This window comes from Nonlabens sp. (assembly GCF_051251825.1).
Lineage (GTDB): Bacteria > Bacteroidota > Bacteroidia > Flavobacteriales > Flavobacteriaceae > Nonlabens.
This window is the reverse complement of record NZ_JBPOGG010000013.1, coordinates 54,179-66,670: the sequence shown is the minus strand read 5'-3', so window position 1 is coordinate 66,670 and position 12,492 is coordinate 54,179. Positions and strand designations below refer to the sequence as shown.

Sequence of the window (12,492 nt, the reverse complement as noted above, 5' to 3'; positions counted from 1 at the left end):
ATTTAGTATTTAGTATTTAGTATTTAGTATTTAGTATTTAGTATTTAGTATTTAGTATTTAGTATTTAGTATTTAGTGAAAAAACGAAATGTCAGTTCGAGCGAGAGTCGAGAACAGGTTTATTTCTACATTATTTATTATTTGTAAGACGTTGAGAGTTCAGAGTTCAGAGTTCAGAGTTTAGAGTTTTTTCAATGCGTGAATAAACTCATATCAGATTCTGAAATAACATCAACCATTGAGACTGTAAATAAGACTGAATTACGCGACTGTAAACTAGAAACCTACTCATTCACCATTTCACGCAACTGCGCCGATAGGCTTAAATGCTCTGCGATGATATCACCATAGACCTCTACAATTTTCCCATCTTTATCAATCAATAAATTCATAGGAAAAGCTTTAACACCATAGGCATCTATAGCTGGTCGCACATCTGTAATATGATCAAAGTTAAAGGCTTTGCGATCTAGAAAACGATTCACAAAATAGCTTTTATCAAAAGTGATGGCCACAAAATTTACTTCGCCTTTAAACTCTTTCTCTAGCTGATTTAAATATGGGATTTCTATAATACATGGTCCACAATTTGTAAACCAAAAGTTGATCAACGTAGGTTTACCTGTATAATCCACATCATCCATTCCAGAACTATCACTGGAGACAAACTCTTCCATAGGGAAACGTTGCCCTATTTTTTCGCGATGCTTTAGAAACGGATCGTAATAATTTGAATTTGGGTTACTATCTACAATCGTAATTTTTACAGTTTGTATCACAGAATCGGGCGCTGTTCTGGTACGGATGGTATTGTGAATCACTAATCCTGTAGCGAGCGATTTTTTATGTTTCTCAAACTGGAAAAAATCCAGCACTCTACCATCTTCGAGCTGATAGTACGTAATTTGAGCTTGGGATAGCGCACTGGCACCTATCAATACTAGAATAAACAACAACTTTTTCATACCGTAAAAATACTTCATTCAACTAAAATCAAAAACAGAGCCAAAAAGAGATGAATTTGAATTTGAATTTGAACTCGAACTCGAATTTGAATTTTCGCTTTTGGGGAATTTCCATAGGATAATGTGGTAAAAATGCTTACCGTATCTAAACCAGCAGATTGCTTCGTCGTTCCTCGCTCGCAATGACGGTTAAAATGGCATTGTGATTCATACAAGCAGATTCCGCATCAAGTGCGGAAATTCAGATCGCAAACAGTATAAATCTTCTTCGCTGTCGCTCCTCGCAATGACAGTTAAAATGACATTATGATTCATACAAACAGAATCTGCATCAAGTGCGGAAATTCAGGTCATAAATAGCAGATTGCTTCGTCGTATACTCCTCGCAATGACAATTTTCAAACTCTTAATAAGACTAAAGACTGAGGACTAAAAGACTTAAGACTTTATTCCACCGGAGTTCCATACAAATCAAAATCCTCTGCCTCAGTAATCGTTACTGTTGCAAAAGAACCTACAGATAAGTAATGTTTCTCTGCATCAATAAGTACCTCATTATCTACATCAGGACTATCAAATTCTGTACGACCTACAAAGTAGTTGCCGCGTTTACGGTCTATAATTACTTTAAAAGTCTGCCCTATTTTGAGTTGGTTCAATTCCCATGAGATTTGAGATTGAATCTCCATAATCTCGTTTGCACGATCTTGTTTTACTTCTTCTGGAACATCATCTTCCAGTTTATAAGCATGTGTATTCTCTTCATGCGAGTATGTGAAACATCCCATACGTTCAAAACGCTGGTCTTTCACCCATTGCTTTAAGATCTGGAAATCCTCTTCAGTTTCTCCAGGATAACCTACAATAAGTGTCGTACGTATCGCCATTTCAGGAACCGTAGCTCTAAAATCTTTAAGCAACGCATTAGTCTTTTCAAACGTAGTACCACGTCTCATGGATTTTAATACAGGCGTAGAAATATGCTGTAATGGAATATCCAGGTAATTACACACTTTAGGTTCAGTCTTCATCACCTCAAGTACGTCCATAGGGAAACCAGTTGGGAACGCGTAGTGCATACGGATCCACTCGATTCCTTCTACTTTGGCAAGTTCTCTTAACAAGTCAGCAAGGCGTCTCTTTTTATATAAATCAAGACCGTAATAAGTCAAATCTTGAGCGATAAGAATCAATTCTTTAACACCTTTTGCAGCTAGTTTCTCAGCTTCAATAATCAGGTTTTCAATAGGTGTACTTTTATGTCCACCACGCATTAATGGAATCGCACAAAACGAGCAAGGCCTATCGCAACCTTCGGCAATTTTAAAGTATGCGTAGTTCTTAGGAGTGGTAGTCACTCGTTCACCTATTAACTCGTGCTTATAATCTGCACCTAGCGCTTTTAACAGCGATGGCAATTCTGTGGTTCCAAAATACTGATCCACATCGGGAATTTCCTTCTGTAAATCTGGCTTATATCTTTCTGATAAACAACCCGATACAAAAACTTGATCGACCTCGCCATTATTTTTACGTTCTACAAATTCAAGAATCGTGTTCACTGATTCCTCTTTGGCATTATCGATAAAACCACAAGTATTGATCACAACGATGTTTCCTTCTTCCTCATGAACCACGTCCTTGCCGCTGGCTTTCAGTTGTCCCATCAGTACCTCACTATCATAGACGTTCTTTGAACAACCTAGCGTGATGACATTAATTCGATTCTTTTTTCTTGATTTTGTTCTCATAAGCGGCTGCAAATTTACGACTTAACAAGATGTAAATGCTGTTTTTAGGTACGCTTTCGCGAAAGCATAATCACAATTTATTCTTATTTTTCAAACTTTAAAACAATTTATATGATCATATTCAACGCCGCTGCCTTTTTTCAAGGTTTGTTGATGGTTCTTTTTTGGGGAGCTATTTATTTAATTTTAAGTTTTTTTAATGTAGAGGAAAGTATATGGCTCATAGGAAATGAAGATCCTATTGCGCTTATTTTCCAGGCTCATTTGTGTGCATGGTTTTGCATGGTTACAGCAACCGTAGGTATTAACGGTCGGTTATTTTTTATCCCTACCTGGATTCTGTTTACCGCGTTATGCTTATTTCTTTGTATAAGTGAAGACGCGCACTGGTCACGTTATATCTTTATGACTTTATCATTTGCGATACCGTTTGCGTTTTTCCGTTTAAAACGTAGCTTTATGAAAACCGCTTGGAATGATGCTCATGAAGCTCTCGTTTTACTTAAAAACGGAACAGATAAAAGTCAAATAGAATACTGGAAACTGGTTCAAGCGGCTGCCATTGTGCCACAATACACCTTTTTTACCGTTCATTTTTACTGGAAAGCAATGTATTATGGGATTTACAGTGGTGATGACTGGCTTAAACATTACAAAGCGTTACTTCCACTTATAGGTACTCGATTCCAAGGTTTTAATCCTAAACAACAACGCAAATACACTGATTTGCACAAAGCCGTAACTCATTCCCAAAACTGGAGACAATACAGTCACCCTATGCATGCCTTGAGCACTTTACATAGTGCCATCGAAGGTGTGCTTAAAATAGCTGAAAAAACACCTGCAGTACCTGTTGCTCCTATTCCTAGTGAAACTGCACAGCAACAAACAAATCCTGAGCCTGAAGTGCGATCTAATTTTGATAGGTTGTAGATAATTAAAAAAGCGTTCAAATTATGGAAAGCAATATGTATGAAGCTGCAAATCAACGCGAGGTAGTTGAATACTACGACCGTATTGCCGATACTTATGATAGTTCGCGATTTGATAATTCTTATGGTGCCTTTATTCATAAACAGGAGCTTGCATTTCTTGATCGCTTTCTAGGCAAATCAACCTTAGATAACAACCTTGACTTAGGTTGTGGCACTGGAAGATTTCTAAAATATGCGCATCACGGAATAGATCCTAGTAGCGAAATGCTAGCCGTGGCTCGTAGAAATTATCCTAACAAAAATCTTAAAATAGCCTCGGGAACCAACACTGGGTTTGATGATTTAAGTTTTACCAAAGTGTATTCTTTTCACGTTATGATGCATATCGATAAGCAAATCATTAAAGATATTATTTCGGAATCGCACCGCATTCTCAAACCTAAAGGCCAACTCATTATCGATTTTCCGTCTCACAAAAGACGTCAATTATTAAAATATAAAGCGGCAAACTGGCATGGCGCGACTAGTTTTAATGTGAGCGAGATAGAACAACTAGTAGACAATAATTTTAAAGTCGTTTATTCAAGAGGCTTTTTATTTTTGCCAGTTCATCTTATCCCTGTGAAAATGAGATTTTGGTTTTTTAAAATCGATCAATTGTTATGTCGTAGTTTTTTAAAGCCCTATAGTAGTTATATCGCTGTAATTCTAGAGAAAATATGATCAAACGATTCATCCCTTCCAGTTTTAAAATTCAGTATCAGCTATTAAAAAGAGCTTCTAGAGATAGAAATAGTGGGTTTTTCAAGAAAATAGCTCGTACCGTAGATAAAGAAATGAATTATTCCCATGCGCTCACCGTAGAACAACCACTTAAGCAAAACCGAGGTCTCGCAAACAAAGTACATAATATAAAACTAGCTTGCTATGCAATAGATGGACTGGTGATCAAGCCAGGTGAGTGGTTTTCGTTCTGGCATTTTATACCGCAACCTAGCCACAAAAATGGTTTTAAAATAGGTCGAAATTTACTAAACGGTAAACTTCAAGAAGACTATGGCGGAGGTTTGTGCCAACTCTCAGGAATGATGTACATCTCAGCACTAAGAGCTGGATTAACTATCGAAGAACGACACAATCATTCCATAGACATTTATACTGACGATAATCGATACACACCTTTAGGTAGTGATGCGACAGTAGTTTATGCCTATAAAGATTTTAGGTTTAAAAATAATCTCAAGCAAAATTTCAGCTTTAGAATGGAAGTATTGGATTCACAATTAAGATTGCACCTTTTAAGCAATCAAGACGTTTATTCTCAAAACATTCAATGGAATCTTATAGAAAACAAAGAATATAAGGTAGTTGAAACTAGAAATGAGCAGGATAAATTAGTTGCTATTTCTAGGTATAAGAATTAACTCGATTTAATTGAAATATTAAACTACCTTTAAGTCATGTCAAACATACAGCCATCTATAAAATCGCCTTGCCATTTTAAATGGGAAGAACTTCAAGAAACTAAAAATGCTCAAGAACGTTTTTGTGCCACGTGCTCTAATTGTGTTCATGACATTACAGAATTGAATGCCTCTCAAATAACCGAGTTATACCATTCAAAAAATGGCGACTTATGTATTAAAGCGAGTACTACACAGTTGAAAAACTCTTATTCTTCAAACATTCCGCTATATAGAAAAGTAGGAGCTGCATTAGCAATCTCATTTCTATCCTTAACGAGCTTTAATGCTAGAGCACAGACCGACTCAAGAGCTGATACTGTAGATGACCTTGAGTATACTCTAACTGCAAAAGATTCTAAAGACTCTCAAATCACTATAAAAGGCCGCATAAAACTCACAGATTATTTAGGTGATAAAGCAAGTTCTGAAACGATCATATTGAGAATATTTACCAGAACCGCAAACTCTGTGCGGCAAGTAAAAGAAATCCAACTTTCTAAAAGAGGAACTTTTAAATTTAAAATTGAAAAAGCGTTATTAAACGAAGACTTTTTTATCAGTATTTCAGAACCAGAATATCTTGATGAGCCCATTATTTTGGATCATTTACCTGTTAAGGACATTCAACTTAAAGCTACACTTGATAAAGAGAGAAGAATATTTATGGTTGGCCGTTTTTTCTAAAACCTACCTAAAACCAACCTTCACACCAGCTGGAATTGCCACCTCAAGATGATTCTCTAAAGGTGGAATAGGACATGAATATCCTTTTCTATAGGCGCAATATGGATTATAGGTATTATTAAAATTAAGAATAACTTTTTCTCCCAGCGGCGCGGTTAACTCCATGTAACGTCCAGTTCCATAAGATCCATCGCCATTTGTAAAATCTTTAAATGGAACAAATAGGTAATCGTGATAATCAGGACTATTGTTTAATTCTGGATTTTGGAAAACGGTAAGCTGGCACTCTACTCCATCTATTTTAAAATGCAATGTGCCATATCTCACATATTTAGGAGCACGCTCAGTAGTAGTTTTCATTACAAGCTCTTCTACTTTTTCGGCTTTTTCAAAACGGGCTTCAACTACGTAATCTGCATTAAAATTATAGAAATTTAAAGCATGAAAAAGATCTCGATCTCGAGGCGATAAAGGCGATTTATTCTCTGATTTATAATCGGCGTTTAATTCTATTTGATAATCTATAGACTCTTGCTTATAGTCTTGAGCTAATAGAAACAATGGTAAAATCAAAAATAATATCGAGTTGAAAAGCTTCATAGTTTAAAAGTTGTTGATCCAGGTAACAATGTCGTCAAAATAGAAACGTGTATAAAGTGAAATCATTATACAAGCAATCGTTACTACCCAAAAATATTTCTCAAACATGATCATCGCACCACAAATAAGCAACATCATTAAATGGACTCCAGCCACCACATAAATAGGCGTTTGATATGCTTCTAAGATAGTTGACTCTTCAGATAAAGAATCGGCATAAGTTTTAAATACTATAGTTACTATATGAAATGCAGCATATATAGCCATGAACTTCGTCATTATGACGAGACTTTTGGCGGTTAATAATTCTGGTTTTTTTGAAGTATCTCTCAATGAATTTTATTTAATTATATCCTTTAGGCATTTTGCGATGTTGGGTTGCTTTTTCATAAGCTGCTGCCCATTGATATAGTAATTTTTCTTCTTCGGTAGGCGCGATAAAGGTTAACCCATAAGGTTGACCGTTTTCATTATATCCCATAGGAACTGTAATCGCCGGATAAAAAGCCACAGCAGCCTCAGCCGCATTATAGTTGTTAACCGACAGGAAACCATCAAGATTATGAGATTGTATGTAGTAATCAAAATATTCTTGAGCAGCCGTAGTCAGCCTAGTTTTCAACGCAGCAGACTCTGCCGGCGAGTAACTTTTCTCATCTACAATTCCCTGAAACAAACCTTGTCCATATGGCATGTAGTTTAATGAGTCGGCTTTATTCAATTGCATTACTTTTTGCACGTCCCAACCTTGATATTCTGACAAACCTAATCCCATAAAGTAAGCTGGTAAGTCTTTTTTCATATCAACGTTAAGCAACGATACAAACCCATCTAAATTAGGTCGCTTTTCTTCTAACTCCACTACAGTTGCTCCCAAAGCAACTATTTCTTCAACTGCTTTTACATAAAGCGGATTTTGCTTGTAACCTGGAAACACTCCAAAAACACGTCCACTTACCGTAGAAGTTCCCAAATTTGCTATAAACAAATCACTGAACATTCTTTTATCATTCAACATTCCTCTCATGAGTATCACGTTATCGACCACGTTCTTAGACATAGGTCCTGCGGTGTCCAGATAAGTTGAAATAGGAACAATCCCTATACCACTCAATGTTCCTACTGACGGTTTCATTCCTACCACACTATTTTGAGAAGCTGGTGATAGAATAGAACCAGCCGTTTCAGATCCTACAGCAGCCACAGCAAAGTTAGCTGCCACAGCAACGCCACTTCCACTACTCGATCCACCAGTATCTATATCTTTGCGACCATAAGGATTCAAGGTTTGTCCGCCTATGGCACTATAACCACTTGGACATCCTTGACAGAAAAAATAAGCCCATTCACTTAGGTTTGCTTTACCTAACACAATCGCTCCATCTTCAATCAATCGTTGAACAATGCGTGCATTTTGAGGTTCAAGATTTTTTAAAACCGCTGCTCCAGCCGTCGTTTTCATTCCTGCAGCATTGATATTATCTTTTAATAAAATAGGCATACCCATTAAAGTGTACGGATTGAATTTTTCTTCACTGCGTCTTAATTCCTCCATTCTCAAGTCATATGCATAGGCATCTTCCATTGCTTTAGGATTTAAAGCAATAATCGAATTAAGAGATTTTCTATTTTCTCGATCGTACTTTTCTATTCTATGGATATAAAAAGCCGTTAGATCGCGATAGGTGAGTTTCCCATCATAAACCGCTTGTTGAATTTCGGGAATGCTTTTTTCAAGAATTAAATCTTTGAGATCATCGCTTCCGCGAAAGCTGGCTAAATCTTCCTTAAAAGGAGCCATCATCTCTTCTTTATTTAAAAACTTAGAATCCAGTACTTTAAACTTTTCTTCTTCTTTAGAAGATGGTTTGGAAACCTGATTTTCACCACTTGGAGACTTGCAACTCGCGAGTGCAAATGCTAATAAAAGTATGATAAAACGCATAAAATATTTTTCTTAAAAATAAAAAAACTCTTAGACCTAATCACTGCTAGACCTAAGAGTTATAAACTGTTTATTGATGTTGCTAATTAAAGAAACTATCGACAAATTCGACTTTATTGAAGACTTGTAGATCATCCATAGCTTCACCTACTCCTATATATCTTACAGGAATTTGAAACTGGTCTGAAATTCCTATAACCACACCACCTTTTGCAGTACCGTCTAGTTTAGTAACCGCTAGCGAACTCACTTCAGTAGCTGCTGTAAATTGCTTAGCTTGTTCAAAGGCATTTTGCCCAGTAGATCCGTCCAGAACTAACATTACATCATGAGGTGCATCTGGAATAATTTTTTGCATGACACGTTTTACTTTAGTCAACTCATTCATAAGATTGACTTTATTATGTAAACGACCAGCAGTATCGAGAAGAACTACGTCTGCATTTTGAGCAACGGCACTTTGTAAAGTATCAAATGCAACACTTGCAGGATCACTTCCCATATCTTGCTTCACGATTTCCACACCTACACGATCTGCCCAGATTTGTAATTGATCAACCGCTGCCGCCCTAAATGTATCTCCAGCACCTAGAACTACCTTTAAACCTTTTTGCTTGAATTGATGAGCGAGCTTACCTATAGTCGTAGTTTTACCTACACCATTCACACCTACCACCATTATGACATATGGACCATCCTTTTGTGGAATGGTGAAATCTGTAGCATCGCCATAATTTACTTCACTTAGTAATCCAGCAATTTCTTCACGTAAAATTTCATTAAGCTCTGTAGTTCCTAAATATTTATCTTGAGCTACACGCGCTTCTATACGGTCTATTATTTTTATGGTTGTTGCTACACCTACATCACTTGAGATCAAAACATCTTCCAGATCATCGAGCACGTCTGCATCCACTTTAGATTTACCTGCGACGGCTTTACCTAATTTATCTAGAAAAGTAGTTTTAGTTTTTTCTAGCCCTTTATCAAGGGTTTCCTTTTTCTCTTTTGAAAATATTTTTTTAAAAAAACTCATTTTGGGTGGTATGTAAGAATTGCAAAGTTAATCATATAAATGAAAAGTCAATTTGTAAGCCATAATTGTAGAACTGACAAATGGTCTATAAAAAAAGACCGCTCTGCAAGCAGAGCGGTCTTTTTATCATCTTAACTAACCAACTTATTTCTTTTTCAAGAAATCGTTTACTAATTCTGGTGCCATGATAGCACTTACAAATGTGTATGCACCTGATTTAGGTGATTTAACCATCTTAATGGCTTTTGTTAATCTCTTTGACCCAGTTTGTAGGGTTGCTACTGATTTCTTTGCCATGTCTTATTATTTTATTTCTTTATGAACAGTCATACGCTTTAAGATCGGGTTGAATTTTTTAATTTCCAAACGATCTGGCGTGTTCTTTTTATTCTTAGTTGTGATATAACGTGAAGTTCCAGCTTGACCAGACTCCTTGTGCTCTGTACATTCAAGGATTACTTGAATTCTATTACCTTTCTTTGCCATCTTCTAGTATATTATATGGATTACTTAGTAAGATGCCCTTTTGCTCGAGCTTCTTTCATTACCGCAGTAATTCCTAATTTATTGATGTTTTTAATTGCCTTAGCAGATACTTTAAGTGAAACCCACTTATCTTCTTCTGGAAGGTAAAAACGCTTAGTAAAAAGATTCACGTTGAATCTACGTTTAGTCTTGTTCATAGCGTGAGAAACGTTGTTTCCTGACATTGCTCTCTTACCTGTAATTTCACAAACTCGTGACATGGTTATCTGTGTTTAAAATCGGACTGCAAAATAACGAATATTAATTCGTTCTCACAAGTCTAAATTGGTGCCTTTTTTATAATTATTTTTCAAAGGTAGTTTTAATGCATCAATTAAGCTCAAAGAACTTAACCGCACACCTTGTTATAACTACATTTCTATTAATTCCTTTTGTAATAACTCTAGTGCTTTATTTATGGTTTTTTGCACCACTCGTTCTCTATGATTCCCCATCATAAAGTGTAATCCATAAACATTTAATGGAGTTGCTATTCCTATATAGACAGTTCCTACTGGTGCATCACTATCTCCTTGAGTAGGTCCTGCATTACCTGTAGTTGCAATCGCAAAGTCTGATTTAAACTTTAAACGTGCTTTCATAGCCATCTCAATAGCCACTTGTTCACTCACTACACTATACTTTTCTATAATCGCAGGATCTACATTAAGCATGTCTATTTTAGATTGTGTGGCATATGTAACCGTACTACCTATAAATACTTGAGAAGCTCCTGGAATTTCAGTAATCAGGCTTGCTATTTTTCCACCGGTACAACTTTCGGCTGTTGCGACGGTAAGATTTTTATCCTTTAATAACTGTACAACAGCATGAACTAAACTCTCATCATTGCTCTCACCTACTATCACGTCTTCTATAATAGTATAAAGCTCCTGAATCTGTCCAGCAACTGAGTTCACAATAAAGTCTTTATCTACTCCACGAGATGACAATCTTAATCTCACAGTTCCTAAACTAGGTAAATAAGCAAGTTTAATATGTGCTGGTAAATTATTTTCCCATTCCTCTAATCGAGTGGCAATAGTGCTTTCACCTTGCCCAGCGGTAAGTATGGTTCGGTGATGAATAAATGGTAGGTTACCTATTTTTTCAATTCTAGGGATCACACTATCACGCATGAGCGCTTTCATTTCAAACGGCACACCTGGCATAGAGACAAAGATAGTTTCATTTTCTTCTAGCCACATTCCTGGCGCGGTTCCATATTCATTCATGATTACCTGTGCCTTTTTAGGCACTAGCGCTTGATCTTTATTCATATCTACCATAGGAGCTTTTACATACTCTTTAAATAGCCTGACTACATGATCTAGCACTTCTTGATTCAATACTAGCGTATCATTAAAATACTCACAGATTGTTTTTTTTGTAATATCATCTTTGGTAGGACCTAATCCACCAGTTACTAATACGATATCTGATTGTTGTTCCGCTTTCGCGAAAGCGGATAAAATATGAGCTCTATCATCACTAATAGAGATAATCTCATACACATGAACTCCGATTTTATTGAGTTCTCGTGCCATCCATGCAGAGTTAGTATCTACAATCTGACCTATGAGGATTTCATCTCCTATAGTTATAATAGTTGCTTGCATTTATGCTGTTTTAACTTTAAAAATCTCGCTTGAGCTGGATAAGTGCCATATCAAGTTCTTGATTGATACGCATGAAGTGTTCTTTAATCTCCATTTCATCCTTAGATTTTCCCCAAGCTTCCAGAATAAGCATATCGCTAAGGCATGATAACCCAAACATATCTAAACTGGGTTTCATTTTATGCGCATAATCATGCACACTAGCTCGATCATCTTCTATGACAGCCACAGCAAGGTGTTCTAGGTCTCGTGGTATTTCATTGATAAACATATCAACCATATCCTTAATAAAAGTAGGGTCATTATCTGAGAGATCTATAATCTTCTGTAAATTGTATAGTTGTTCTTTCATTTTACTTTAATCTGGAACATTTCGCGTCCAGCGAGTATACCTTTTAACACATCATTTTCTTCTACTCTAGAAACTCCTGCTGGCGTACCAGTAAAAATCAGATCTCCTATTTTAAGGGTAAAATACTGAGAGACGTGTTCTATTATTTCATCAATCTTAAACAGCATGTGGCTGGTATTACCACTTTGCTGTAACGTGTCATTTTTATATAATTCAAAAGGCAACTGATTTAAATCACCTAATTCTTCCTTATTTATAAATTCTCTAGATACCACACTTGCTCCATCAAAGGATTTTGCTTTTTCCCATGGCAAGCCTTTTTCTTTACAAATTTGCTGGACATCTCTAGCTGTAAAGTCTATGCCTAGACCTATTTCATCATAGTATTTATGTGCAAATTTCTTGTCGATGTGTTTCCCTATACGATTGATGCGCACGACAACCTCAACCTCGTGATGAACATCATTAGAAAATGATGGTATGAAAAAAGGTTGTTTATGTAATAATATAGACGTGTCTGGTTTTAAAAACACGACAGGCTCTGCAGGGCGCTCATTTTGCAGCTCTGCGATATGATCTGTATAGTTACGACCTATGCAAATAATTTTCATAAG

The 12,492-nt window shown here is 36.3% G+C and carries 16 protein-coding genes; 4 read left to right on the top strand and 12 right to left on the bottom strand.

Features of this window, described 5'->3' with window-relative positions; translation table 11 throughout:
• Window positions 1-284: 284 nt before the first annotated feature.
• Window positions 285-983 (bottom strand): TlpA family protein disulfide reductase, encoded by a 699-nt coding sequence (locus ACSHWW_RS12755; protein WP_435682848.1) that lies wholly within the window; start codon window positions 981-983, stop codon window positions 285-287.
• Between the two features lie 428 nt (window positions 984-1,411).
• Complete coding sequence (gene rimO, locus ACSHWW_RS12750) at window positions 1,412-2,716, bottom strand: 30S ribosomal protein S12 methylthiotransferase RimO (RefSeq protein WP_435682847.1); 1,305 nt, start codon at window positions 2,714-2,716, stop codon at window positions 1,412-1,414.
• Between the two features lie 111 nt (window positions 2,717-2,827).
• Between rimO and ACSHWW_RS12745 the strand changes: the two genes are divergently transcribed.
• Genes ACSHWW_RS12745 through ACSHWW_RS12730 form a run of 4 tightly spaced genes read left to right on the top strand, consistent with a single transcriptional unit; the run spans window position 2,828 to window position 5,801 of the window.
• Window positions 2,828-3,649, top strand: a complete 822-nt coding sequence (locus ACSHWW_RS12745; RefSeq protein ID WP_435682846.1) for a hypothetical protein — start codon at window positions 2,828-2,830, stop codon at window positions 3,647-3,649.
• A gap of 23 nt (window positions 3,650-3,672) precedes the next feature.
• Window positions 3,673-4,374 carry a class I SAM-dependent methyltransferase gene (locus tag ACSHWW_RS12740; protein WP_435682845.1) on the top strand — a complete coding sequence of 234 codons (702 nt, stop codon included), beginning with the start codon at window positions 3,673-3,675 and terminating at the stop codon, window positions 4,372-4,374.
• Window positions 4,371-5,075, top strand: a complete 705-nt coding sequence (locus tag ACSHWW_RS12735) for a VanW family protein (protein ID WP_435682844.1) — start codon at window positions 4,371-4,373, stop codon at window positions 5,073-5,075. Before ACSHWW_RS12740 ends, ACSHWW_RS12735 begins: the two co-directional genes overlap by 4 nt.
• 36 nt (window positions 5,076-5,111) lie before the next feature.
• Window positions 5,112-5,801 carry a hypothetical protein gene (locus tag ACSHWW_RS12730; RefSeq protein WP_435682843.1) on the top strand — a complete coding sequence of 230 codons (690 nt, stop codon included), beginning with the start codon at window positions 5,112-5,114 and terminating at the stop codon, window positions 5,799-5,801.
• 3 nt (window positions 5,802-5,804) lie between these two features.
• Here ACSHWW_RS12730 and ACSHWW_RS12725 read toward each other — a convergent pair whose 3' ends face one another.
• The 10 genes from ACSHWW_RS12725 to ACSHWW_RS12680 form a co-directional block, all read right to left on the bottom strand.
• On the bottom strand, window positions 5,805-6,401 hold the full coding sequence (locus ACSHWW_RS12725) for a DUF1684 domain-containing protein (RefSeq protein ID WP_435682842.1): 597 nt from the start codon (window positions 6,399-6,401) through the stop codon (window positions 5,805-5,807).
• A gap of 3 nt (window positions 6,402-6,404) precedes the next feature.
• Complete coding sequence (locus ACSHWW_RS12720; protein WP_435682841.1) at window positions 6,405-6,734, bottom strand: hypothetical protein; 330 nt, start codon at window positions 6,732-6,734, stop codon at window positions 6,405-6,407.
• Between the two features lie 10 nt (window positions 6,735-6,744).
• Window positions 6,745-8,346 (bottom strand): amidase family protein, encoded by a 1,602-nt coding sequence (locus ACSHWW_RS12715; protein ID WP_435682840.1) that lies wholly within the window; start codon window positions 8,344-8,346, stop codon window positions 6,745-6,747.
• 82 nt (window positions 8,347-8,428) lie between these two features.
• Window positions 8,429-9,382, bottom strand: a complete 954-nt coding sequence (gene ftsY, locus ACSHWW_RS12710; RefSeq protein WP_435682839.1) for a signal recognition particle-docking protein FtsY — start codon at window positions 9,380-9,382, stop codon at window positions 8,429-8,431.
• Between the two features lie 144 nt (window positions 9,383-9,526).
• Complete coding sequence (locus ACSHWW_RS12705; RefSeq protein ID WP_081866548.1) at window positions 9,527-9,679, bottom strand: DUF4295 domain-containing protein; 153 nt, start codon at window positions 9,677-9,679, stop codon at window positions 9,527-9,529.
• A gap of 6 nt (window positions 9,680-9,685) precedes the next feature.
• Window positions 9,686-9,868 (bottom strand): 50S ribosomal protein L33, encoded by a 183-nt coding sequence (gene rpmG / locus ACSHWW_RS12700; protein WP_040003760.1) that lies wholly within the window; start codon window positions 9,866-9,868, stop codon window positions 9,686-9,688.
• Window positions 9,869-9,888: 20 nt separating this feature from the next.
• Entirely contained in the window at window positions 9,889-10,128 is a 240-nt protein-coding gene (rpmB, locus tag ACSHWW_RS12695; RefSeq protein WP_435682838.1) for a 50S ribosomal protein L28, read from the bottom strand.
• Window positions 10,129-10,278: 150 nt separating this feature from the next.
• Window positions 10,279-11,526 (bottom strand): CinA family nicotinamide mononucleotide deamidase-related protein, encoded by a 1,248-nt coding sequence (locus tag ACSHWW_RS12690; RefSeq protein WP_435682837.1) that lies wholly within the window; start codon window positions 11,524-11,526, stop codon window positions 10,279-10,281.
• Between the two features lie 16 nt (window positions 11,527-11,542).
• Window positions 11,543-11,878, bottom strand: coding sequence for an Hpt domain-containing protein (locus tag ACSHWW_RS12685; protein ID WP_435682836.1), 336 nt, complete (start codon window positions 11,876-11,878; stop codon window positions 11,543-11,545).
• A complete protein-coding gene (locus tag ACSHWW_RS12680) occupies window positions 11,875-12,489 on the bottom strand; it encodes a fumarylacetoacetate hydrolase family protein (protein ID WP_435682835.1) in 615 nt (204 codons plus the stop codon). The genes ACSHWW_RS12685 and ACSHWW_RS12680 overlap by 4 nt, the downstream gene beginning before the upstream one ends.
• Between the last annotated feature and the right edge of the window lie 3 nt (window positions 12,490-12,492).